The organism is Paraburkholderia sp. DD10, from assembly GCF_049177125.1.
Classification (GTDB): Bacteria; Pseudomonadota; Gammaproteobacteria; order Burkholderiales; family Burkholderiaceae; genus Paraburkholderia; species Paraburkholderia terricola.
On the sequence record NZ_CP185393.1, the window covers coordinates 192,100 to 215,274 of the forward strand.

A 23,175-nucleotide genomic window follows, 5' to 3' on the forward strand; every position below is an offset into this window, starting at 1 on the left:
CTTACGGGCGGCGCGCCGCGCCGCCGTGATTCAATTCTCTTCCTCGAGCCAGCAGGTGCCGTGCTGCGCCAGCATCGCGCTCGCCGCGGCCGGCCCCCACGTGCCCGATGCGTACGGCTTGGGCGGCTTGTTCGAGGCCGCCCATTCGTTCAGGATCGGTTCGACCCAGCGCCAGGCCGCTTCCTGCTCGTCGCGCCGCACGAACAGCGCGAGGCGGCCGTTGATCACGTCGAGCAACAGGCGCTGATACGCTTCCATCTGGCCTTCGCGGAAGAACCGGTCGAACGCGAGGTCGAGATGGACGCTGGCGAGATTCATGCCTTCGCCCGGCTGCTTGGCGAGGCAGTAGAGGCGAATGGTTTCGTTCGGCTGCAAGCGGATCACGAGGCGGTTCGCCCCGGCGCGCAACGCGGACGCGCCCAACGCCGAATGCGGCACCGGGCGGAAATTCACCACGATTTCAGCGACGCGGTCCGCGAGCCGCTTGCCCGTGCGCAGGAAAAACGGCACGCCGGCCCAGCGCCAGTTCTCGATCTCGACCTTCAGCGCGACGAAGGTTTCCGTCGTGCTCTCCGGCTTCACGCCGGGCTCGGTTGCATAGGCGGGCACCGTGGCGCCGCGAATCACGCCCGAATGATATTGCCCGCGCACGGCGACCTTGCTGATGTCGCGCTGATCGATCGGTTTCAATGCGCGCAGCACGCGCAGCTTCTCGTCGCGCACCGAGTCGGAATCCATCGAATGGGGCGGTTCCATCGCGACGATCGAAAGCAGTTGCAGCAAATGGTTCTGCACCATGTCGCGCAATGCGCCGGTGTTGTCGTAGAAGTCGCCGCGCGCCTCGACGCCGAGTTCCTCGGCGATCGTGATCTGAATGCTCTCCACCCATTCGCGGCGCCACAGCGGCTCGAACAGCGCATTGCCGAAGCGCAGCGCCAGCAGGTTCTGCACCGGCTCTTTACCGAGGTAGTGGTCGATCCGGTAGATCTGTTCCTCGGCGAAGATTTCGCCGACCGCATCATTGATCGCATTCGACGACTTGAGGTCATAGCCGAGCGGCTTTTCGAGCACGATGCGCGCGTTCTCGTTCAGCCCCACCGACGCCAATGCGCGGCAGATCGGCACGAACAGCGACGGACCCGTTGCCAGATAGAACACGCGAATGCCGGGCAAGTCGCTCACGGCATCGCGCAGCAGCGCGAAGTCTTCGGGATTGCCGAGATCGAGCTTCACGAACTCGATGCGTTCGAGAAAGCTCGCCCATGCCGTTTCATCCAGACCGTTCTTCGACACATATGGCTTGACGTGCGTATCGACCCATTCGAGGTAGCCGCCACGATCGGCCACATGGCGCGCCACCGCGACGATCTTGCCGCTCGCGGCGAGCATGCCGCCCGCACGGTGCGCTTCAAACAGTGCCGGAAGGATCTTGCGCATCGACAGATCGCCAGTTCCGCCGAAGAGAACGAAGGTGAAGCTTGAGTCGGTTTGCATGAGTCTCCGTCGATGTCCTGGGGCCGCCGCGGTCAGCAGAAAGAGCGGCCGTAGTCCGATAAAATATTTTTTGACACTGAATTGTAGTTTAACTACAATCCAAATCAAGAGGTAGCGCTAATTCGATGAAAAAAGCGTGTGGCTGCAAGGCAAAAACATGCGTTTTTCCCAATCGGCGGGCGTCCCCTGCATGTTAACGGACATTACGTGTCGGCACTTGCCAGCATGCGCCGGCGGCCTTTCGGAAAGCCGGATATCTAGGCAGCCGGCAAGGGTGCCGCACCAGGTTGACATGCGAGGCACCTCGAGTCTGCCGCGCGAAGCGGGCAGGCAAAAATCAAAAGAGGAGACAGTCAGTTGCATCCCGAACCACTCATCTCTTGAGCTTCCAGCGGACGAACATCGGTCCGCCGGCACATGCGTCACGCATGCGCCCGACCGTGCTCGATCGCCCAGTGTTTTGCCTGTTTGAACCAACCACAGCACCCTGGCGACATCAGGGGCCATTCGTTTTTTGTTCAGGTGTCTGGAGGAGATAAGCAATGAAATTTCGCGCGATCATGGGCGCTTTGTGCGCCGCGGGTCTGATGTGTGGCGTCTCGGCCGTGCAGGCCGCCGAGTCGGTCGAAGTGTTGCACTGGTGGACCTCGGGCGGCGAGTCGAAAGCCGTCGGCGTCCTCAAGGACGACATGACGAAGCAGGGTTACACGTGGAAGGACTTTGCGGTGGCGGGCGGTGCGGGCGCGGCTGCCATGACGGCGCTGAAGACGCAGGTGATCTCGGGCAACGCGCCGAGCGCCGCGCAGATCAAGGGTCCGCTGATTCAGGACTGGGCACAGCAAGGCGTGCTGGTGCCGATCGACTCGGTCGCAGGCGACTGGAAGAAGAACCTGCCGCCGGAAATCGACAAGATCATGCATGCGGAAGGCCACTACGTGGCGGCGCCTTTCTCGGTGCACCGCGTGAACTGGCTGTACATCAACAAGGCGGCACTGGAGAAGGCGGGCGGCAAGGCGCCGACCACGTGGCCCGAGTTCTTCGCGGTGGCCGACAAGATGAAGGCCGCGGGCATCCAGCCGGTCGCGATGGGCGGTCAGCCGTGGCAAGACCTGACGCTGTGGGAAGACGTCGTGCTGTCGCAAGGCGCCGACTTCTACAAGAAGGCGCTGGTCGATCTCGACGAAAAGACGCTGACCTCGGACAAGATGGTCGGCGTGTTCGACACGGTCCGCAAGATCCAGGGTTACTTCGACGCGGGCCGCACGGGCCGTGACTGGAACCTCGCCACGGCCATGGTCATCAACGGCAAGGCCGGCATGCAGTTCATGGGCGACTGGGCGAAGGGCGAATTCGCCAACGCCGGCAAGAAGTCGGGTTCGGACTACATCTGCGCCGCCGTGCCGGGCACGGAAAAGTCGTACACGTTCAACGTCGATTCGTTCGTGTTCTTCCAGCAGAAGGGCCAGAAGGCAGCCACGCCGGGTCAGCTGGCGCTCGCCAAGACGATCATGTCGCCGGAGTTCCAGGAACAGTTCAGCCTGAACAAGGGTTCGATTCCGGTGCGTCTGGGCGTGTCGATGGCCAAGTTCGACGACTGCGCGAAGAAGTCGTATGCGGATGAACAGGTGGCGATCAAGTCGGGCGGCTATGTGCCTTCGCTGGCGCACGGCATGGCGCAACCGGATGCAGCAGCCGGCGCGATCTCGGACGTGGTCACGAAGTTCATGAACTCGCAGCAGGATTCGAAGAGCGCGGTTGCCGCGCTCGCGAAGGCAGCGAAGACGAAGTAAGTCGCACGTCGTGGTTTGAGTGAAGCGGCGCGCCCGGCCGTTGCGGCAACGGGCGCCGGGCGCGCCCTTCAGGACGCTGATCGCGCCGCATGTGCCAGATGCGTTGAACAGGCCGGCAGCAGGCGCTTTCACCCCTGGTTTCATCGAGTCACACCTATGCCGTCGCGGCCTCGTGCATCGCAAGCGCGAGCCACCCGGCGGTACAGTTTCAGCAGGAGTCGAGTAGTGACTGCTTCTATCAGCGGAAACGGGAAAACGGCCACCGTCTCCCGCCGCGCGTCGCCCATGGCGGCCCTTGCCGATCGCTGGATTCCGAAGCTGGTGCTCGCACCCAGCGTCGTGATCAGCCTGGTCTTCGTGTATGGCTTCATTGCCATCACCGGCTATCTGTCGCTGTCCAATTCGCGGCTGATGCCTCGCTATGATTTCGTCGGCCTCGACCGTTATCGCGAACTGTTCGATAACGACGTGTTCTGGACCTCCGCCGCCAACCTCGGCTGGTTCGGCATTCCGTTCATCGGCATCTGCATCGGCCTCGGTCTGTTCCTCGCCATTCTGCTCGACCAGCAGATCCGCAACGAAGGCGCGCTGCGCGCCGTGTTCCTGTATCCGATGGCGCTCTCGTTCATCGTTACCGGCACCGCGTGGCAATGGATCATGACGCCGAGCATCGGCCTCGAGAAAGTGTTTCACGACTGGGGCTGGACGAGCTTTTCGTTCAGTTGGCTCGGCGACCCCGACAAGGCGATTTTCTGCGTCGTGATCGCGGCGGTGTGGCAATCCACCGGTTTCGTGATGGCGCTGTTTCTCGCGGGCTTGCGCGGCGTCGACGGTGAAATCTTCAAGGCCGCGCAGATGGACGGCGCGAACCTCCCCACCATCTATCGCAAGATCGTGATTCCGAGCATGCGCCCGGTGTTCTTCTCCGTGCTGCTGATTCTTTGCCACATCACGATCAAGACCTTCGACCTCGTTGTCGCGTTGACGGCGGGTGGTCCTGGCACGTCGTCGTCGCTGCCGGCCATTTTCATGTACACGTTTTCGTTCAATCGCGGGCAACTCGGCGTCGGCGCGGCATCGTCGATGATGATGCTCGCCACCGTCGTGGCCGTGCTCGTGCCGCTCATGTATCTGGAATCGAGGAGCACCCGCAATGCAGCCTAAGATGACGATCAGCCGTGCCGTCATTTATGCGGCCCTGATTCTGTTCGCCCTGTATTTCCTGTTCCCGCTCTACGTGATGCTGTCCACGTCGTTCAAGGACATCGATCAGCTTCGCACCGGTAATCTGCTCACGCCGCCCACTCACTGGACCGTCGAGCCGTGGATCAAGGCATGGAGCGGCGCCTGTACGGGTGTGCGTTGCGACGGCATGCAGCCGTTCTTCATGAACTCGGTGCGGATGGTGATTCCCGCCGTGCTGATCTCGTCGATCGTCGGCGCGTTCAACGGTTATGTGCTCACGCACTGGCGTTTTCGCGGCGCCGATCCGATCTTCACGATGCTGCTGGTCGGCTGCTTCATTCCGTTCCAGGCGATCCTGCTGCCGATGGCGCGTTTCGAAGGCTTTCTCGGCCTGTCGAACACGACCACCGGTCTGGTGGTCGTGCACGTGATCTACGGTATCGCCTTCACCACGATGTTCTTCCGCAACTTCTACGTGAGCATTCCGGCTGAACTCGTGAAGGCGGCGCGTATCGACGGCGCGGGCTTCTTCACGATCTTCACGAAGATCCTGCTGCCGGTATCGCTGCCGATTTTCATGGTGTGCCTGATCTGGCAATTCACGCAGATCTGGAATGACTTCCTGTTCGGTATCGTGTTCTCCGGCGTCGATTCGATGCCGATCACGGTGGCGCTGAACAACCTCGTCAACACCTCGACCGGCGTGAAGGAATACAACGTGGACATGGCCGGCGCGATCATCGCCGCATTGCCGACCTTGCTGGTCTACATCATCGCCGGACGCTATTTCGTGCGAGGTCTGACGGCGGGCGCAGTGAAGGGCTAATGAACCCAGGCTAGACCATCCGAGCGCGGCGAGGCTTTCTGCCTGTGTGCACGAAGCGCCGCCGTCACCCGACAAGACGTTTTCAAGCAGTACCAGAGACAAGAGGAATCACAGCATGGCAAGCCTTTCCATCCGTGACGTGTACAAGACTTACCCGAACGGGGTGCCGGTTCTGAAGGGTGTCAACATCGACATCGAAGACGGCCAGTTCCTGATTCTCGTCGGCGGCTCGGGCTGCGGTAAGTCGACGCTGCTCAACATGATCGCCGGCCTCGAAACCGTGACCAAGGGCGAGATCCAGATCGACGGCAAGACGGTGAACAACCTGTCGCCGAAAGATCGCGACATCGCGATGGTGTTCCAGTCATACGCGCTGTATCCGTCCATGACGGTGCGCGAGAACATCTCGTTCGGCCTGAACATCCGCAAGGTGCCGAAGCAGGAGCAGGCGCAGATCGTCGATCGCGTGTCGAATACGCTGCAGATCACGCACCTGCTCGATCGCAAGCCGGGCCAGTTGTCCGGCGGCCAGCGTCAGCGTGTGGCGATGGGTCGCGCGCTGGCGCGCGATCCGGTGATGTTCCTGTTCGACGAGCCGCTGTCGAATCTCGACGCGAAGCTGCGCATCGAAATGCGTTCGGAAATCAAGCTGCTGCATCAACGCCTCGGTACGACGATCGTCTACGTGACGCACGATCAGATCGAGGCGATGACGCTCGGCGACCGCATCGCGGTGATGAAGGACGGCATCGTGCAGCAGTTCGGCGCGCCGCAGGAAATCTACGACTCGCCGTCGAATCTGTTCGTGGCCGGTTTCATCGGCGCGCCGCCGATGAACTTCATTCAGGGCAAGCTGGTTGAACAGGGTTCGGGCGTCGGCGTGGAGCTGGATACCGGCGTCGCACGCACTGCGTTGAATTTGCCGTTCGACTCGGCGAAGGTGAAATCGCACGTCGGCCGCGAGGTGATTCTCGGCTTGCGCCCGGAGCGCATCACCGACTCGCGCGGCGCGCATGGCGACCATGGCAAACTGCAACAGATCGAAGTGAAGGTCGACGTGATCGAGCCGACCGGCCCGGACACGCTCGTGTTCGCGCAGGTCAACGGCAAGCGCATCGTGAGCCGCGTGCACCCGGCGTCGAACCCGCAGCCGTTGTCGAACACGACGCTCCTGTTCGATACGTCGAAGGCGGTGTTGTTCGATCCGTCCAATGAGGAGCGGATTGCCTGATGGCGAGAACCTGAGCGCGAAGTCCCATTCGACGGCTTTTTGCTGTTGGCGTGGGTGCGTTCTACGCGTCGGGAATGCGCAGATCCGGATTGTTGCGCACGAGTTCGGTCACCCACTCGGTGAACGCACGCAGCCGCGAACTCAGATTTCGGCGATGCGCGTAGAGAATCGACAGCGGCGTGCTGGGGCTCGCATAGTCCGAGAGAATTTCCTTGAGCGCGCCTTGTTCGATCAGATCCGCGACCATGTAGCGCGACGGCTGGATGATGCCGTGGCCGAGCGCACCCGCGCCGATGTAGACGCTGCCGTCGTTCACCGCGAGCACGCTCTTCATCGCGACCTTGACGAGCTCGCCGTTTACTTCGTATTCGAACGGGAAGGTCCTGCCGGTGCGCGCCGACACGTAATTGACGGCGCGATGCTCGCCGAGCTCTTCGAGGGTGGTCGGCGTGCCGTACTGCTCCAGATACGCGGGCGACGCGCACGTGACGATCCGCGCCTGACCGATGCGCCGCGCGACGAGGCTCGATTCTTCCGGCGTGCCCATGCGGATCACGCAATCCACGCCGTCCTGGATCAGATCGATATTGCGGTCCGCGAGACCGAGCCGCACGTCGATTTCGGGGTATTGGCGGTAGAAATCATCGAGCGCGGGAAGCAGCAGCGCGCGGGCGAGCGTGCCGGAGGTATCCACGCGGATCGTGCCGGACGGATGCTCGCGCTTGTTCGACAGCGACGATTCGGCGTCGGTCACTTCGGCGAGGATGCGCACGCAGCGCTCGTAGAACAGCGCGCCGTCCTCGGTGACGCTGACCTGGCGCGTCGACCGGTTCAACAGACGCACGCCGACGTGTTCCTCCAGCGCCTGGATGGTGCGGCTGACCTTGGCGCGCGGCAGGTCGAGCGATTCCGACACCTTGGTGAAGCTGTTCGCCTCGACCACGCGCGTGAATATCTCCATGGCTTCGAAACGGTCCATCTTTTGCCCTATGAGTGATTGGCGGAAGTGGCTTGCGGAGTGAAGTGTATAGGTTGGAAATATTGTTGTCGCATAGCCGCCGCGCCGCGCTCAATCCCGGTCGGGTGCGCCGAGCGGGAAAAGCGGCCGATAGGGGCGCGCCTCGTCCACCGCGCGGGCGAACGACGGTCGCGCCAGCAGCCGCTTCCGGTAGGCGAGCACGTGCCTGAAAGCCGGGCCGATGCGGTGCGTCCAGTCGGCGTAGAACAGGAACGGTGCGGCGCCGCAATCGGCGAGGCTGAAGGTGTCGCCGGCGGCCCATTCGCGCTCCGCCATCACGTTGTCGAGCCAGCCGTAGGCGGTGTCGAGCATTGCGCGTGCTTCGGCGACGGCGCGCGGGTCGCGCTCCGGCTCGGGCCGCAGGCTGTCGTAGACGATTCTTTGTTGCGGCGTGGAGATGTAGTTGTCGAAGAAGCGGTCCATGCCGCGCACTTCCAGCGCGGCCCGGGCATCGGCGGGCAGAAGCGGCACCGGCCCGGGATGGTACAAGCCGAGATACTCGATGATGATGCTGGCCTCAATCACCGTGCGGCTGCCGTCGACCAGCAGCGGAAAACGCTTGATCGGCCACAGCGCGGCGAATTCGGCCATGACTTGCGGGTCGTCGTGAGCAAGTAGGCGCAGTTCGAACGGCGTGCCGTTTTCGTAGAGCGCGGTGAGGACCTTCTGGCAGTAAGAGGAGAAGGGATGGGCGTAGAGCTTGAGGGGCATCGTGATCACCTGGGGCGGTTGCTGAGCGCGCTGTGGCGCAACGACGGCGCTAGGGCCGTTTACCTCACGACGAACGGCGGTGGCGGAAATCGACAGCCGTGAAAATTCACCCGATGCCGTTGTTTGCGTTCGCGGTTTGCGTTCGCGGCTAGTGCGGCAAACGAACGTCGAACCTGAACGTCACCAGCCTCGCCAGCAGAATGAAAGCAGTGGCGCCCAGCACGCTATACACCGTGTCGACGTTCAGATAATCCAGCAGCACGTACAGCCAGCATCCCACGAAGGCGCAGGTCGCATACGGCCGCGAGTCGCGCAAGATCAGCGGCACCTCATTGCACAGCACGTCGCGGATCACGCCGCCGAAAACGCCGGTCAACACGCCCATCAACACGGAGGTGAACCATGGCATCTGCGCGTCGTGCGCGATCGAGGTGCCGGCGATACTGAACAAGCCCAGCCCGATCGCGTCGGCCACCAGCAGAACCCGTTCGGAGATCAGCCGCGAGGTCATCTTAAGAATCGCCGGCGCAAACAGCGACATCACGAAAATCGCGATCAGATACCCTTGATGCTCGACCCAATAGAACGGCCGCCGCTCCAGCAGCACGTCGCGCAACGTGCCGCCGCCGAAGGCCGTGGCGATCGCCACGAGGAACGTGCCCACCGCGTCGAGCCGGCGGGTTCGTGCTTCGATGAAGCCGGAAATGGCATACGCGAAAATAGCCAGCGCTTCCATGATGGTCAGCGCCAGCGTCAACCTGGGATGGATCACCGCGACTCCGTCAGGGCTTGGTCTGAGCGGGCATCGCGCCCGGCTGCAGCAGCACGACCACCGCGCCGGCGCCGCCGTCGTGCGGACGCGCCTGACAGAACGCGATGACCTCGGACTTCTGCACGAGCCACGCGCGCACCTTGCCCTTCAACACCGGCTCCTTGCCGATCGACCCCAAACCCTTGCCGTGGATCACACGCAAACAGCGCAAGCCGCGCTTCACGGATTCGCGAATGAACTCGGCCAGCGCCTCGCGTGCTTCCTCGCGCCGCATGCCGTGCAGATCGATTTGCGCCTGCACGATCCAGTCGCCGCGCCGCAGTTTTCGCACGACTTCCTGACTCACGCCCGGACGGCAATAGGACAGCGTCTCGTCGGTTTCGAGCAGTATCTCGGGATCGAACTCGTCGGAGATCGCTTCGTGCAGCACGGCTTCTTCGTCGAGCCTGGTCTGCACGGGCAGCGGCGGCGGAGGATTGCGCGGCAAAGTGGCGCGCGGCGGGACCGCGAGCGGCGCGACCGCGCCGATCTCGCGGCGAAACAGATCGGCGTCCGCCGACGCCTCGCGCTGCGCGGCTGCCGCCGCCGCCCGTTCGCGCTCGCGTCGTTGCGCATCGACCTTTAACGCATCGCGCAGCGCGCCGAGGCCGGCGAGACCCGCCGCCGGTTCAGGCTTCGGTTTGTCCACGGCCGCGGCCGGTTCCGGCGCGGGCCTGGCGACGGCTCGCACGCGTTTCGGCTCGTTAGGGTGAGGCTGATTCTTCGGCATATCGGCTAATACACGCAGAAAAGTAGGTCGATCGCGGGGCGCAAAAAAGGCCGCCGGCTTCTCAGCCGCGGCCTTCGCTCATGCAGGCGGCCGGGCTCACGCCCAGCCGCTATTTTACCGTTGCGCCTAATACGAAGCAGCGTTGTTGACGGCGGTACGGCTTGCCATCCTGGATCAACGCTCGGCTTCCGCGCTCATCACGTGCTCGCCGATTTCCTCGATGCTCTCCAGATAGCGTTGCGCATCGAGCGCGGCCATACAGCCCGTGCCCGCGCTGGTGATCGCCTGACGGTACACGTGGTCCTGCACGTCGCCCGCCGCGAACACGCCCGGCACGCTGGTGGCGGTGGCAAAACCGTTCAGGCCGCCCTTGGTGATGATGTAGCCGTTCTTCATCTCCAACTGGCCTTCGAAGATATCCGTGTTCGGCTTGTGGCCGATCGCGACGAACAGACCCTGCAAAGCAATATTGGTGGTTTCGCCGCTTTGCGTGTGCTTGATGCGCACGCCGGTCACGCCCGATTGATCGCCGGTGACTTCATCGAGCGTATGGTTCCACTTGATCTCGACGACGCCTTCCTTTTCCTTCGCGAGCAGCCGGTCGATCAGGATCGGCTCGGCGCGGAACTTGTCGCGGCGATGGATCACGGTCACCTTCTTCGCGATGCCCGACAGGTACAGCGCTTCCTCGACCGCGGTATTGCCGCCGCCGACCACGGCCACGTGTTGTTGCTTGTAGAAGAAGCCGTCGCAGGTGGCGCAGGCCGACACGCCCTTGCCCATGAATGCCTCCTCGGACGGCAGGCCGAGGTATTGCGCCGATGCGCCGGTCGAGATGATCAGCGAGTCGCACGTGTATTCGCCCGAATCGCCGATCAGGCGGATCGGTTTTTCATCCAGTTTTGCCGTGTGGATGTGGTCGAAAATGATTTCGGTGTTGAAGCGCTCGGCATGCTCCAGAAAGCGCGTCATCAGTTCCGGGCCTTGCACGCCGTTGGCGTCGGCAGGCCAGTTTTCGACGTCGGTCGTGGTCATCAGCTGGCCGCCTTGGGCGAGACCCGTGACGAGCACCGGCGCGAGATTGGCGCGCGCCGCGTAGACCGCCGCCGTATAGCCGGCGGGGCCGGAACCGAGAATCAGAACCTTGGCGTGTTTCGTGGAAGTAGCGGGCATGATCGAAATCCTTATACGGCGCCCGGCTCGCCCATGCGAGGCCGCGCGACTTGGGCTGAAACTGTAGATGGGTGTCAGTGCGGCATTATAAAGGGCGGGGCGCCGGCCTGCTTCATGAAGCTTTCTGATCGCGGCGATAGCGTCGCCTGCGGGTGCGGCGCGCTTTTGCGTGGCCAATCGGCCAAGTTACCGTCATTTACAGCCTCGCGTCCGACACTGCGTTTACAATAGGCCGGATCGAACTTCCCGGTCGCCGGGATCGGGCCCGAAGCCGCGCCGGGCGAGGCTTCGGCCGCGACTCAGGCGGGGAAATGAGCCGGGCAATCAGCCAGGCACCAAGCCGGGCGCCACGCCGGAACGCGGCAACACTCGGGCCACACACGCAACAGGATCAATGGCAAAAGCTCCCTATTCCGCGAGCGCGCAGGCATTGCCGCACCGCATGTCGCGCCTTTTCACCGAAATCCGCTGGATCCTGCAGGTGGCGCTCGGCGTGTTCCTGCTGATGGCGCTCGTCAGTTACAGCAGGCGCGACCCGAGCTGGACGCACGCCGCGCAAGTCGACCACATCGCCAACTGGGCGGGCCGCGTCGGTGCGTGGACGTCCGACATCCTGCTGCTGCTGTTCGGCCTGTCCGCCTACTGGTGGATCGTGCTGCTCGGCCGTCATATCTCCGCCAACTACAAGCGCATCACCCGTCACGAGGATCTTGACGAAGACGCGCCGCGCGACGCCAGCTGGCTCGCGGACGCGTTCGCGTTCATGCTCGTGCTGCTGGCCTGCGACGGCATCGAGGCGCTGCGCATGTGGTCGCTGAAAGTGCAGTTGCCGCGCGCGCCGGGCGGCGTGATCGGCGAGGCGGTCGCGCGCGGCGTGTCGCATGCGCTCGGCTTCACGGGCGGCACCCTGGCGCTGTTGATCGTGCTCGGCATCGGCTTGTCGCTGTATTTCCGTTTTTCGTGGCTGTCGGTGTCGGAGAAGGTCGGCGAATCGATCATCTCCGCGGTGACGTTCGCCAAGCTGCGCCGCGAGGCCGGCCGCGACCGCAAGCTGGGCGAGGCGGCCGCCGTCAAGCGCGAAGGCAAGGTCGAGAAGGGCCGTGTGCGGATCGAGGAGCACGAACCGGTCATGATCGTGCCGCCGGTCGTTTCGCCGGCCAAATCCGAGCGCGTCGAGAAAGAACGGCAAGTGCCGCTCTTCACCGATCTGCCCGGCGACTCCACGTTGCCGCCGATCTCGCTGCTCGATCCCGCGCCCGTCGCGCAGGAAAGCATCTCGGCGGATACGCTGGAATTCACATCGCGTCTGATCGAGAAAAAGCTCAAGGACTTCGGCGTCGAAGTGAGCGTGGTGGCCGCCTATCCCGGTCCGGTCGTCACGCGTTATGAAATCGAGCCGGCCACCGGCGTGAAGGGCAGCCAGATCGTCAATCTGGCCAAGGACCTTGCGCGGTCGCTGTCGCTCGTGTCGATCCGCGTGGTCGAAACCATTCCAGGCAAGAATTACATGGCGCTGGAGTTGCCGAATCAGCGCCGGCAAACCGTGAGCCTCTCGGAGATTCTCGGCTCGGCGGTCTACGCGGACGCCGCCTCGCCGCTCACCATGGGCCTCGGCAAGGACATCGGCGGCAAGCCGGTGTGCGCCGACCTCGCGAAAATGCCGCACTTGCTGGTGGCCGGTACGACCGGCTCGGGCAAGTCGGTGGGTATCAACGCAATGATCCTTTCGCTGCTCTACAAGGCGAGCGCCGACCAGGTCCGCATGATCCTGATCGACCCGAAGATGCTCGAAATGAGCGTCTACGAAGGCATTCCGCATCTGCTGTGTCCGGTGGTGACCGACATGCGCCAGGCCGGTCACGCGCTGAACTGGGCGGTCGCCGAAATGGAGCGCCGCTACAAGCTGATGAGCAAGCTCGGCGTGCGCAATCTCGCCGGCTACAACAACAAGATCGACGAAGCGGCCAAGCGCGACGAAAAGCTGCCGAATCCGTTCAGCCTCACGCCGGACGAGCCGGAACCGCTCACGCGCCTGCCGCACATCGTCGTCGTGATCGACGAACTGGCCGACCTGATGATGGTGGTCGGCAAGAAGGTCGAGGAACTGATCGCGCGAATCGCGCAGAAGGCGCGTGCGGCCGGCATCCATCTGATTCTGGCCACGCAGCGTCCGTCGGTCGACGTGATTACCGGGCTGATCAAGGCCAATGTGCCGACGCGGATGGCGTTCCAGGTGTCGTCGAAAATCGACTCGCGCACGATTCTCGACCAGCAGGGCGCGGAATCGCTGCTCGGCATGGGCGACATGCTGTATCTGCCGCCGGGCAGCGGCCTGCCGGTGCGGGTGCACGGCGCGTTCGTATCCGACGAGGAAGTGCACCGCGTGGTGGACAAGCTCAAGGAACAGGGGGAGCCGAACTACATCGAGGGCATTCTCGAAGGCGGCGTGACGGGCGAGGGCGACGAAGGATCGGCGGGTGCAGGCGGAGCCGGGTCCGGCGACGGCGAATCGGATCCCTTATACGATCAGGCGGTCGACGTGGTGCTGAAGAACCGCCGCGCTTCGATCTCGCTGGTGCAGCGGCATTTGCGCATCGGCTACAACCGCGCGGCCCGTTTGCTCGAGCAGATGGAGAACTCGGGCGTGGTGTCGGCGATGTCGTCGAACGGCAATCGCGAGATTCTCGCGCCGGCGCGCGAAGCGGAGTAGGGCGCGTGGCCTGGTCCGCCTGGATGGCGGCGCAAGTTGCGCATGCGCGCATGACCGGTGCGTCCCATCCACCGCAGCATCGCATCGCATGGCCCCAATAAGCCCCGTTTAAGCCTCGGCGACTAAGCTGATACGGCAAGGTCGCGGGCAGCGCTCTCGACCTCGCGGCACGCACAGCCGCCACGGTCCCGCAGCCGCTGGTTTATTCGCCGGCCGCCGCGACCGCTCAACGAATTCAATCAAGGGAGAACACAACATGCAGCTATTCACGCAGCGGCACGCTCGACAGCGTGCTGAATCCAGCCGTTTCGGCCAGCTTGCGGGGACCATCGCGCGTCGCATCGGCAGCGTGGCGATCGGCGCGTCGATGCTGGTCGCGTCGCAGGCATTCGCTGGCGGCACCGAGCAACTGAAGGCATTCGTCGCGCAAGTCCACTCGGCGCGAGGCACGTTCGTGCAGCAGGAAGTGCGGGCGCCAGGCAAGGCGCAAGGCGCCAGCGCCGCAAGCGGCGTGCTGTCCACCGCGGGTAGCGGCAAGCGCGGCACGTCGAGCGGCACCTTCACGTTCGCGCGGCCGGGCAAATTCATCTGGCAATACGAGAAGCCTTATGCGCAACTGCTGCAAGCGGACGGCGACAAGCTCTACGTGTACGACAAGGATCTGAATCAGGTCACGGTGCGCAGCTTGGGCGGCGCGCTCGGCGCGAGCCCGGCGGCGATCCTGTTCGGCAGCAACGATCTGGAGAAGAACTTCACGCTGCACGATGCGGGCGTGAAAGCCGGCATCGACTGGCTGGAATTGACGCCGAAGGCGAAAGACACGCAGTTTCAGCGCGTGGGCATCGGCTTCAAGGACGGCAATCTCGAAGCGATGGAACTGCACGACGTGTTCGGCAACGTGACGCTGCTGACGTTCTCGAACATTCAGAAGAACCCGCCGTTGCCGGCCGATGCGTTCAAGTTCACGGTGCCGAAGGGCGCGGATGTGATCAACGGTTAAGCGAACGCGCTACTCGTTCGCTTTCGGAAGTTTGGCCGCATGTGCGGCCTTCATATCGTCGATGAACGCCTCGACGATCTCCGTTCGGTGCTGCCGCGCCCGCGTGACCATATGGAACACGACGCGGTAGCGCATCCGCGCCGGGTTCAACGCGGCGAGCAGTCCTTGCTCGACGAACGGCGCCGCGAAATGCCCCGGCAAATAGCCGAGATGATGCCCGGACAGCACGAGCATCGCGACCGCTTCCATGTTGTCCGCGACGGCGGTCACGTTGGGCGGCGTGGTCGAGTTCTCCGCTTCGGGCAGCGGATAACTGCGCCACGCCCATTCATGCGCTGCGGCTTCATCGGGCGACACTTCGCCGGCTGAAGCGAACAGCGGATGCCCTTTCGCGCAATAGGCGAACTGGTCCTCCGCGAACACTTCGGTGTAGTCGAGCGACGGCACGCGATGCCAGAAATAGCCGATGCCGATCTGAATCCGGCCATTGAGCAGCAACTCTTCCAGCTCGCCCGGCGAGCGCACCAGAATCGAAAAACGCACCGACTGATCGCGCGCGCGGAACCGGCCGATCGCGTCGCTGATGCGCGCGCTCGCCGATACCGGCGTGTGGCCGATCATGCCGATATCGAGCGTGCCCACCAGTTTGCGGCCGACGTTGCGGACCTGCATGCCGAAGGTATCGACGGCCGACAGCAGGGCGCGAGCGGCGTCGACGAACTGCTCGCCGCGCGCCGTCAGGCTGAAGCCGCCGCGGCCGCGCGCGCAGAGGCGATAGCCGAGGCGCGTTTCCAGCGTCGCAAGCTGCGTGCTGATGGTCGACTGGCCGATATTGAGCGTGGCCTGCGCCGGCGAGACGCCGCCGGCGTCGACGATGGCGAGAAACACGCGGATCAGCCGCAGATCAAGATCGGTGAGTTGAGAAAACATGCTTGAGGATACATCGCTCGGAATCGATGTGAACTTTATTCTGTTCACATTTGACGTTCCGGGAAACTGCTCAAGAATCAAGGCTCATCCGGCAAAATGCTGACCCTTGCGCCGGTCCGCACGCATCCGCCTGTGCGCCTTTTCATTGCCGAGCCACGATGAAACCCTCTTCCTTCATTTCCCCCGAAGCCGGCGAACGGCCGCAACCGCTGTCCGGTAACGCGATGCCCCGCTGCGGCGGCATTGCGACGATGATGCGGTTGCCGAACGTCGGCTCGGCCGCGGGTTTCGACGCCTGCTTCGTCGGCGTGCCGTTCGATCTCGGCACGTCGAACCGCACCGGCGCGCGCTTCGGGCCGCGCCAGATCCGCAGCGAATCGGTGCTGCTGCGCCCGTACAACATGGCCACGCGCGCCGCGCCGTTCGATTCGCTGCGGGTGGCCGATCTCGGCGACGTCGCGATCAACCCGTACAACCTGCACGATTCGATCGCGCGCATTGAAACCGCCTACGACGAGATCCTCCAGCACGATTGCAAGCCGATCACGCTGGGCGGCGACCACACCATCGCGCTGCCGATCCTGCGCGCGATTCATCGCAAGCACGGCAAGGTCGGGCTGATTCACGTCGACGCGCACGCCGACGTCAACGACACGATGATGGGCGAGAAGATCGCGCACGGCACGCCGTTTCGCCGCGCGGTGGAAGAGGGCTTGCTCGATTGCGAGCGCGTCGTGCAGATCGGTTTGCGCGGTACGGGTTACGCGGCCGACGATTTCGATTGGTGCCGCGATCAGGGCTTCGAGGTCGTGCAGGCCGAGGCGTGCTGGAACCAGTCGCTCGCGCCGCTGATGGCGCGCGTGCGCGAAAGGATGGGCGACGCGCCGGTGTACATCACGTTCGACATCGACGGGATCGATCCGGCGTTTGCGCCGGGTACGGGTACGCCGGAAATCGCCGGTTTGACGGTGCCGCAAGCGCTGGAAATCATTCGCGGCTCGCACGGACTGAACATCGTCGGCTGCGATCTGGTTGAAGTCGCGCCGCCGTATGATCCGTTCGGCACGACCGCGTTGCTCGGTGCGAATCTCGCGTTCGAATTGCTGTGCGTGTTGCCGGGCGTCGAATATCGGGCGGCCACGCGTTAGGCTGATGCGCTCCTGAGTTGTATTGGCGTAATGGCCCGCGAATGCGGGCCATTTCCATCCATCGCGCGGATGTTGAAACTCACGCGTATGCAGTCTTGCGCGTCGACACGAACACCAGATAACACACCGCGCCGATCACCAGCGCGGGCAGCGTCGCGCCGAGATTCGGCAGCCATTGATTGATCGCCTGATACGCGGCGATGCCGATCGCCCACGCGATGAACGCGCTCAGATGCCAGCCGCCGGAGAAGCCATAACGGCCGCGCACGTCGGCGAGTGCGGCGGCCTCGATGCGGCGCTTGCGCACGATGAAGTGATCCACCAGCACCACGCCGAACAGCGGCGCGAACACCGAGCCGATCAGCAGCAGGAAGTTCTGATACTTCGCCATCGGCACCATCAACGCGATCAGCGTGCAGAGCGCACCGAATGCCGCCGACAGCAACGGCACGCTGCCGCGCGTCCAGAAGGTGCCGGTCGAGACCGCCGCGGAGTGAATGTCGGCGAAGGCGTTGTCGACCTCGTCGATCAGGATCAGCAGCAGCGCGAGGCCGCCGCCGGCTTGAGCCAGCGCGCTCGTCAACAGCGTGTCGCCGCCGCCCGCCGCGAGGCCGTAGATCGCGCCGAGCGCGTAGAACCAGATGTTCGCGATGCCGTAGCCGAGCAGCGTGCCGCGGAAGGTTTCGCCAGGGCGTCGGCCGAAGCGCGTGTAGTCGGCGATCAGCGGCAGCCACGACAGCGGCATCGCCACCACGAGGTCGATCGCGCCGCCGAACGGCATCTCGCCGGTGCCGGGGCGGCGCATCAGCGCGGCCAGATCGTGTTTGGCGAGCAGGTTCCACGTGAGCCACGCGGCGCCCGCCAGCAGCAGCCAGATGCCCCAGGTGCGCAGAAAGCGCCGCACGAACGAGAGCGGGCCGCTGATCGCGAGCAGCGTGGCGAGCAAGCCGAAGATCACCGTCCAGATCAGCGGCATCGAGAGGCCGAACGACTGCCTCGCGAGCGCGTCGGCGGAATCGCGCATCACGATCACTTCGAACGAGCCCCAGCCGACCAGTTGCACCGCGTTCAGCACCGCCGGCACCGACGCGCCGCGCACGCCGAGCGTGGGCCGCAGCGACGACATCGCCGCGAGCCCGGTGTCCGTGCCGATCACGCCGGCCAGGGCCAGCAGCACGACGCCGATCGCGCTGCCGATCACGATCGCGAGCAACGCATGCGGCAGCGACAGGCCCGGCACGAGCAGCGCGCCCGCTTGCGCGACCAGCAGGCCGATGCCGAGCGAGAACCACAGCGCGAACGCGTCGCCGGTGCGAAACGCGCGGCGGGCGTCGGGCACCGGCGTGAGCGGTGCGTAGGTGGAACCGGCGTCGCCGGCGAGTGGGTCTTGTGCCATCTGGGTAGTGTTCCTGTCGATGTTGTCGGCGACGCTGCGTGTCGCTGTCGATTCGCGTGCAATGTTGGCCGCGCATGCGTCTGCTGCGTTGCGCGCTGATTGGCGCCGTCACGCGGCGTTGCGTTTCCGGCTTCGCCGCGCGGATCGCTCCGCCACGCCGGGCCGCTCATCGCCGGGCCTCGGTCACTGTCATAATGCAGGACGTGGCCCGCGCCTTCGCGTGCCGGCTTTGTTCATCCGGCAGCACGCCGCCTTCATACGGACCGCGTCCGCAAAAGCCGAGATTATCCCCAAAACGTCATGTTTGAAGAAACCCGTAGCAATGTGCCGCTCGCCGAACGCCTGCGGCCCCGCAATATCGACGAAGTGATCGGCCAGAAGCACCTGCTCGGCCCGAACAAGCCGCTGCGGGTCGCGTTCGAATCCGGCGAGGCGCACTCGATGATCCTCTGGGGTCCGCCCGGCGTCGGCAAGACCACGCTCGCGCGCCTGATGGCCGACGCGTTTCACGCCGAGTTCATCGCGCTCTCCGCGGTGCTGTCGGGCGTGAAGGATATTCGCGAAGCCGTCGAGACCGCGCAGATCCATCGCGCGAACGGGCACCAGACGCTGGTGTTCGTCGACGAAGTGCATCGCTTCAACAAGAGCCAGCAGGACGCGTTCTTGCCGCACGTCGAGTCGGGGCTGTTCGTGTTCGTCGGCGCGACGACCGAGAATCCGTCGTTCGAGGTGAATAGCGCGTTGCTCTCGCGCGCCGCGGTCTACGTGCTGAAGAGCCTGAACGACGACGAGCAGCGCGAACTGCTCGATCGCGCGCAGCAGGAACTCGGCGGCCTCACGTTCACCGACGAAGCACGCGACGCGTTGATCGGTTCCGCCGACGGCGACGGCCGCAAGCTGCTGAACAACCTGGAGATCGTCGCGCGCGCGGCCTCGCAGCAGAAAACCACGGAAATCGACGGCGCGTTGCTCGGCAGCGCGCTCGCGGAGAATCTGCGCCGCTTCGACAAGGGCGGCGACGCGTTCTACGACCAGATCAGCGCGCTGCATAAATCGGTGCGGGGCAGCAGTCCCGACGGCGCGCTGTACTGGTTCTGCCGCATGCTCGACGGCGGCGCGGACCCGCGCTATCTCGCGCGGCGCATCGTGCGCATGGCGTGGGAGGACATCGGTCTCGCCGACCCGCGCGCGGCCCGCATCGCGCTCGACGCCGCCGAAACCTACGAACGCCTCGGCACGCCCGAGGGCGAGCTGGCGCTGGCGCAGGCGATCATCTATCTGGCGGTCGCGCCGAAGTCGAACGCCGGGTACAACGCGTACAACGAAGCGCGCCGTTTCGTCGGCAAGGACCAGTCGCGCGGCGTGCCCGTGCATCTGCGCAACGCGCCGACCAAGCTGATGAAGGAACTCGGCTACGGCCACGAATACCGCTACGCGCACGACGAACCCGACGCGTATGCGGCCGGCGAGACTTATCTGCCGGACAACATGCGCGACCCGCATTGGTACGAGCCGACGCCGCGCGGTCTCGAAGGCAAGATCGCCGACAAGATGGCGCGTCTCGCGGAACTCGACGCGCAGTGGCGCAGCGAGAACAAGCCGAAGAAGGGTTGAGCCGGACCGGTTCGTTGCGGCGTCTGCCGTGTCGCCGCGGCGCATGCCATGTCGGCATTCCGCCCGCCTCGACCATCTAACGCACCGGCCGCCCGCGCCGGTGCGCTAAAATCCCAGCTTCATACAACGAACACCCGCCCCATTCCATGCTCGACATCCAGTTGCTGCGCAAAGACCTCGACGGCGTTGCCAGGCGCCTCGCCGACCGCGGCTATACCCTCGACGTGGCGGCGTTCACCGCGCTCGAAGCGGAACGCCGCGACACCCAAACCCGTACCGAAGAGATGCAGGCGCGCCGCAACAGCCTGTCGAAACAGATCGGCGCGATGAAAGGGCGGGGCGAGGACACTTCGGCGGTGATGGCCGAAGTGAGCGGAATCGGCGACGAGATGAAGGCCTCGGCGGCGAGACTCGACGATATCCAGAAGCGCTTGTCCGATCTGCTGCTCGGCGTGCCGAACCTGCCGCACGAAAGCGTGCCTGTGGGCGACGACGAAACCGGGAATGTGGAAGTGCGCCGCTGGGGCACGCCGCGCCAGTTCGATTTTGACGTGAAGGATCACGTCGACGTGGGCGCGCCGCTCGGGCTCGACTTCGAGACCGGCGCCAAGCTCTCCGGTGCGCGTTTCACGTTGTTGCGCGGACAGATCGCGCGGCTGCATCGCGCGCTCGCGCAGTTCATGATCGACACGCATACGCAGCAGCACGGCTACACCGAGATTTACACGCCGTACATCGTGAATCCCGAGATTCTGTACGGCACCGGCCAACTGCCGAAATTCGCCGACGACATGTTCCGCGTCGAGAAGGGCGGCGACGAGAACACGGTCACGCAGTACCTGATCTCGACGTCGGAAATCTCGCTGACCAACACCGTGCGCGACAGCATCGTCGAAACGGACGCGCTGCCGATCAAGCTCACCGCGCATTCGCCGTGCTTCCGCTCGGAAGCGGGCTCGTATGGCCGCGACACGCGCGGGCTGATCCGTCAGCATCAGTTCGACAAGGTCGAGATGGTGCAGATCGTCGCGCCGGAAGCGTCGTATGACGCGCTGGAGCAGATGGTCGGTCATGCCGAGGCGATCCTGCAGAAGCTCGAACTGCCATACCGCGTGATTACGCTGTGTACGGGCGACATGGGTTTCTCGGCGGCCAAGACCTATGACCTCGAGGTCTGGGTGCCGGCGCAAAACACGTATCGCGAGATTTCCAGTTGCTCGAATACCGAGTCGTTCCAGGCGCGCCGGATGCAGGCGCGCTATCGCAATGCGCAGGGCAAGCCGGAGCTGGTTCATACGCTGAACGGATCGGGTCTTGCCGTGGGCCGCACGCTCGTCGCGGTGCTGGAGAACTTCCAGAACGCCGATGGCTCGGTGACGGTGCCGGCGGCGCTGCGGCCTTACCTCGGTGGTCTCGAACGGCTGGAAGCGACGGCGGGCTGATTGATCCACTGGCTGGCGCGTGGCTGTGGTCGCGTTGGGTTGCTTGGCCTCGTTGAAATTTTTTAAGCGAGGGGCTTGGAAATCGGATTGGGCTGTTTTATAATCTTTTTCTCCCAAGCGACGACCCGCTTGGATCTGACGAAACAGCCCCGTTGTTGTCGAGTTGGAAGACCCGGAAAGGTGGCAGAGTGGTCGAATGCGCCGGACTCGAAATCCGGTGTACCTTTAGGGGTACCGTGAGTTCGAATCTCACCCTTTCCGCCAGAATTCATCAAGAACCCCGCGAAGTCGAAAGACTCGCGGGGTTCTTGTTTTTTGGCTCACATTTCATCTATCAAACGCCATCTATCAAACGCATGATCTGAAGACCAAGGCGGGGCAGTGATAGGTCCGCCCATAGTCGTGTTCGCACCTGCACTCGGGGTGGATTCATCTGCAAGGCGTCGAGCGAATCGAACAGTGCGCGCAACGAGATGCGGTTGGTTGAATGCCGACGAAATGGCAAGGTGCTTCTCGTGTCCTCCATGGTCTACACCAACAACAAGAAAAATCAAAAGACCGCATTCTTGGCCAATACGAGCGTAATGGTTGGTGGCAGTTGCAAGTGGTAACGCCACGCAGTTTGTGAAAAACGCTCGCTGAAGAATGTTGTTCCAGCTAGAGCGAGCTAGCCGTGATGGCTTCGTCGAAACTGGAACGACGCCGTCCAATGGGATCAAAAATCCGATGCCTCACAGCGCGTTATCGCCAATGCTAGTGATAGCTTTCTGCTAGTCAGTGGCAATGGCGGCAAGGTATCCATACCGTCGCAGCGCCAGTGTCCGTGCCGCATGAATTCCGCTCCGGCAATGATCGCGGTCAGTCCGCTATCCAGATCGTCGATCAACACCGCTGAAAACGCGCCGAACCGCCAAACTCGACCCGGCTCGCCAGGCCCCGCCAACGATCCTCTGTACAATTGCGCGATCGAAAGGCTGCGCCGCGCCCATCAAACACCGACTCCCATCGACCGAACTCATGGCCATTTCCTACAAGACTCCCGATGACATCGCGAAGCTGCGCATTTCCGGCCGCCTCGCGGCCGACGTACTGGCGATGATCGGCGAACACGTCAAGGCCGGTGTCTCCACCGACGAGCTCGACGCGCTGTGCAACGACTACATCGTCAACACGCAGAAATCGGTTCCGGCCAACGTCGGCTATCTGGGTTTTCCGAAGACGGTCTGCACTTCCGTCAACCAGGTGGTCTGCCACGGCATTCCGAATCGCAGCGAAATCCTCAAGGACGGCGACATCATCAACATCGACGTCGCGATCATCAAGGACGGCTATTTCGGCGACACCAGCCGCATGTATTGCGTCGGCCAGCCGAGCACCGTCGCGCGCCAGTTGATCGACACGACCTATGAAGCGATGCTCGCGGGCATCCGCGAAGTCAGGCCGGGCGCAACGCTCGGCGACGTCGGTCATGCGATTCAGCAGGTCGCGCAACGCGACGGCTTTTCGATCGTGCGCGACTATTGCGGCCACGGCATCGGCAAGGTCTACCACGAAGACCCGCAAGTGCTGCACTACGGTCAGCCGGGGCAGGGCGTGCGTCTGAAGCCCGGCATGGTCTTCACGATCGAACCGATGATCAACGCGGGCCGCGCCGGCACGACGGTGTTGCGCGACGGCTGGACAGTGGTCACCAAGGACCGCTCGTTGTCCGCGCAGTGGGAGCACATGATCGCCGTGACCGACGAAGGCTACGAGCTGCTGACGCCCTGGCCGGACGGCACCGGCAGCTACGCGGCGCCTTGAGCCGCGCTTGTGCACTGCATCGCATGACGCAGTTATGCCGGGCGCGTGAAATGCTGCTCGGTTTGCGCGCAACGCGTGCTTTGCCGCGTGCCCTTGCGTCGCGCCGTATCTGTGCGCCAGTAAATAATGATTTGACTCGCGCGCCGGTTCGGTTAAAGCTACG

Annotated in this window: 18 protein-coding genes and 1 tRNA gene; 11 read left to right on the plus strand and 8 right to left on the minus strand. The window is 63.8% G+C overall.

Translation table 11 applies throughout. From position 1 onward, the window contains the following. Window positions 1–30 precede the first annotated feature (30 nt). Entirely contained in the window at window positions 31–1,494 is a 1,464-nt protein-coding gene (zwf, locus tag ACOCG7_RS16215; protein ID WP_114162024.1) for a glucose-6-phosphate dehydrogenase, read from the minus strand. A 542-nt stretch (window positions 1,495–2,036) separates the two neighbouring features. On the opposite strand from zwf, the gene ACOCG7_RS16220 reads away from it, so the two are divergent. The 4 genes from ACOCG7_RS16220 (at window position 2,037) to ACOCG7_RS16235 (ending at window position 6,526) form a co-directional block, all read left to right on the plus strand. Continuing rightward, a complete protein-coding gene (locus tag ACOCG7_RS16220; protein WP_073430793.1) occupies window positions 2,037–3,284 on the plus strand; it encodes an ABC transporter substrate-binding protein in 1,248 nt (415 codons plus the stop codon). A gap of 225 nt (window positions 3,285–3,509) precedes the next feature. Beyond that, window positions 3,510–4,448 carry a carbohydrate ABC transporter permease gene (locus ACOCG7_RS16225; protein ID WP_073430792.1) on the plus strand — a complete coding sequence of 313 codons (939 nt, stop codon included), beginning with the start codon at window positions 3,510–3,512 and terminating at the stop codon, window positions 4,446–4,448. Beyond that, window positions 4,438–5,295 (plus strand): carbohydrate ABC transporter permease, encoded by an 858-nt coding sequence (locus ACOCG7_RS16230; protein WP_073430791.1) that lies wholly within the window; start codon window positions 4,438–4,440, stop codon window positions 5,293–5,295. The genes ACOCG7_RS16225 and ACOCG7_RS16230 overlap by 11 nt, the downstream gene beginning before the upstream one ends. A gap of 115 nt (window positions 5,296–5,410) precedes the next feature. Next, complete coding sequence (locus ACOCG7_RS16235) at window positions 5,411–6,526, plus strand: ABC transporter ATP-binding protein (RefSeq protein WP_083085490.1); 1,116 nt, start codon at window positions 5,411–5,413, stop codon at window positions 6,524–6,526. 61 nt (window positions 6,527–6,587) lie between these two features. On the opposite strand, the gene ACOCG7_RS16240 is transcribed toward ACOCG7_RS16235, so the two are convergent. The 5 genes from ACOCG7_RS16240 to trxB form a co-directional block, all read right to left on the minus strand. Continuing rightward, on the minus strand, window positions 6,588–7,505 hold the full coding sequence (locus ACOCG7_RS16240) for a LysR family transcriptional regulator (RefSeq protein WP_073430789.1): 918 nt from the start codon (window positions 7,503–7,505) through the stop codon (window positions 6,588–6,590). A gap of 90 nt (window positions 7,506–7,595) precedes the next feature. Next, entirely contained in the window at window positions 7,596–8,255 is a 660-nt protein-coding gene (locus ACOCG7_RS16245; RefSeq protein WP_114163425.1) for a glutathione S-transferase family protein, read from the minus strand. Between the two features lie 148 nt (window positions 8,256–8,403). Beyond that, window positions 8,404–9,024 carry a trimeric intracellular cation channel family protein gene (locus tag ACOCG7_RS16250; RefSeq protein ID WP_114163426.1) on the minus strand — a complete coding sequence of 207 codons (621 nt, stop codon included), beginning with the start codon at window positions 9,022–9,024 and terminating at the stop codon, window positions 8,404–8,406. Window positions 9,025–9,037: 13 nt separating this feature from the next. Beyond that, entirely contained in the window at window positions 9,038–9,796 is a 759-nt protein-coding gene (locus ACOCG7_RS16255) for a Smr/MutS family protein (protein WP_073430788.1), read from the minus strand. A gap of 174 nt (window positions 9,797–9,970) precedes the next feature. Next, window positions 9,971–10,969, minus strand: coding sequence for a thioredoxin-disulfide reductase (trxB, locus tag ACOCG7_RS16260; RefSeq protein WP_114162025.1), 999 nt, complete (start codon window positions 10,967–10,969; stop codon window positions 9,971–9,973). Window positions 10,970–11,363: 394 nt separating this feature from the next. Between trxB and ACOCG7_RS16265 the strand changes: the two genes are divergently transcribed. Together ACOCG7_RS16265 and lolA are read left to right on the plus strand one after the other, a co-directional pair. Next, window positions 11,364–13,679 (plus strand): DNA translocase FtsK, encoded by a 2,316-nt coding sequence (locus ACOCG7_RS16265; RefSeq protein ID WP_073430786.1) that lies wholly within the window; start codon window positions 11,364–11,366, stop codon window positions 13,677–13,679. A 256-nt stretch (window positions 13,680–13,935) separates the two neighbouring features. After that, window positions 13,936–14,679 (plus strand): outer membrane lipoprotein chaperone LolA, encoded by a 744-nt coding sequence (gene lolA / locus ACOCG7_RS16270; protein WP_114162026.1) that lies wholly within the window; start codon window positions 13,936–13,938, stop codon window positions 14,677–14,679. 9 nt (window positions 14,680–14,688) lie between these two features. Here lolA and ACOCG7_RS16275 read toward each other — a convergent pair whose 3' ends face one another. Beyond that, window positions 14,689–15,609, minus strand: a complete 921-nt coding sequence (locus ACOCG7_RS16275) for a LysR family transcriptional regulator (protein ID WP_114162027.1) — start codon at window positions 15,607–15,609, stop codon at window positions 14,689–14,691. A 158-nt stretch (window positions 15,610–15,767) separates the two neighbouring features. Between ACOCG7_RS16275 and speB the strand changes: the two genes are divergently transcribed. Then, window positions 15,768–16,757, plus strand: coding sequence for an agmatinase (gene speB, locus ACOCG7_RS16280; RefSeq protein WP_073430783.1), 990 nt, complete (start codon window positions 15,768–15,770; stop codon window positions 16,755–16,757). A gap of 79 nt (window positions 16,758–16,836) precedes the next feature. Here speB and cytX read toward each other — a convergent pair whose 3' ends face one another. After that, window positions 16,837–18,153 (minus strand): putative hydroxymethylpyrimidine transporter CytX, encoded by a 1,317-nt coding sequence (gene cytX, locus ACOCG7_RS16285; RefSeq protein WP_114162028.1) that lies wholly within the window; start codon window positions 18,151–18,153, stop codon window positions 16,837–16,839. 300 nt (window positions 18,154–18,453) lie between these two features. Here cytX and ACOCG7_RS16290 point away from each other — a divergent pair, with 300 nt between their 5' ends. From ACOCG7_RS16290 to map, 4 genes are all read left to right on the plus strand, one after another. Further along, on the plus strand, window positions 18,454–19,767 hold the full coding sequence (locus ACOCG7_RS16290; protein WP_073430781.1) for a replication-associated recombination protein A: 1,314 nt from the start codon (window positions 18,454–18,456) through the stop codon (window positions 19,765–19,767). Between the two features lie 146 nt (window positions 19,768–19,913). Continuing rightward, window positions 19,914–21,209, plus strand: a complete 1,296-nt coding sequence (gene serS, locus ACOCG7_RS16295; protein WP_073430780.1) for a serine--tRNA ligase — start codon at window positions 19,914–19,916, stop codon at window positions 21,207–21,209. A gap of 174 nt (window positions 21,210–21,383) precedes the next feature. Then, a tRNA-Ser gene (locus tag ACOCG7_RS16300) sits at window positions 21,384–21,473 on the plus strand. A 753-nt stretch (window positions 21,474–22,226) separates the two neighbouring features. Then, window positions 22,227–23,012, plus strand: coding sequence for a type I methionyl aminopeptidase (gene map / locus ACOCG7_RS16305; RefSeq protein ID WP_073430779.1), 786 nt, complete (start codon window positions 22,227–22,229; stop codon window positions 23,010–23,012). The last annotated feature ends 163 nt before the right edge of the window (window positions 23,013–23,175 follow it).

Excerpts from the sequence above, each read along its gene's own strand:
- zwf (WP_114162024.1), bottom strand. The coding sequence starts at position 1,494 with ATGCAAACCGACTCAAGCTTCACCTTCGTTCTCTTCGGCGGAACTGGC.
- ACOCG7_RS16220 (WP_073430793.1), top strand. The coding sequence starts at position 2,037 with ATGAAATTTCGCGCGATCATGGGCGCTTTGTGCGCCGCGGGTCTGATG.
- ACOCG7_RS16230 (WP_073430791.1), top strand. The coding sequence starts at position 4,438 with ATGCAGCCTAAGATGACGATCAGCCGTGCCGTCATTTATGCGGCCCTG.
- ACOCG7_RS16235 (WP_083085490.1), top strand. The coding sequence starts at position 5,411 with ATGGCAAGCCTTTCCATCCGTGACGTGTACAAGACTTACCCGAACGGG.
- ACOCG7_RS16240 (WP_073430789.1), bottom strand. The coding sequence starts at position 7,505 with ATGGACCGTTTCGAAGCCATGGAGATATTCACGCGCGTGGTCGAGGCG.
- ACOCG7_RS16245 (WP_114163425.1), bottom strand. The coding sequence starts at position 8,255 with ATGCCCCTCAAGCTCTACGCCCATCCCTTCTCCTCTTACTGCCAGAAG.
- ACOCG7_RS16255 (WP_073430788.1), bottom strand. The coding sequence starts at position 9,796 with ATGCCGAAGAATCAGCCTCACCCTAACGAGCCGAAACGCGTGCGAGCC.
- trxB (WP_114162025.1), bottom strand. The coding sequence starts at position 10,969 with ATGCCCGCTACTTCCACGAAACACGCCAAGGTTCTGATTCTCGGTTCC.
- ACOCG7_RS16265 (WP_073430786.1), top strand. The coding sequence starts at position 11,364 with ATGGCAAAAGCTCCCTATTCCGCGAGCGCGCAGGCATTGCCGCACCGC.
- lolA (WP_114162026.1), top strand. The coding sequence starts at position 13,936 with ATGCAGCTATTCACGCAGCGGCACGCTCGACAGCGTGCTGAATCCAGC.
- ACOCG7_RS16275 (WP_114162027.1), bottom strand. The coding sequence starts at position 15,609 with ATGTTTTCTCAACTCACCGATCTTGATCTGCGGCTGATCCGCGTGTTT.
- speB (WP_073430783.1), top strand. The coding sequence starts at position 15,768 with ATGAAACCCTCTTCCTTCATTTCCCCCGAAGCCGGCGAACGGCCGCAA.
- cytX (WP_114162028.1), bottom strand. The coding sequence starts at position 18,153 with ATGGCACAAGACCCACTCGCCGGCGACGCCGGTTCCACCTACGCACCG.
- ACOCG7_RS16290 (WP_073430781.1), top strand. The coding sequence starts at position 18,454 with ATGTTTGAAGAAACCCGTAGCAATGTGCCGCTCGCCGAACGCCTGCGG.
- serS (WP_073430780.1), top strand. The coding sequence starts at position 19,914 with ATGCTCGACATCCAGTTGCTGCGCAAAGACCTCGACGGCGTTGCCAGG.
- map (WP_073430779.1), top strand. The coding sequence starts at position 22,227 with ATGGCCATTTCCTACAAGACTCCCGATGACATCGCGAAGCTGCGCATT.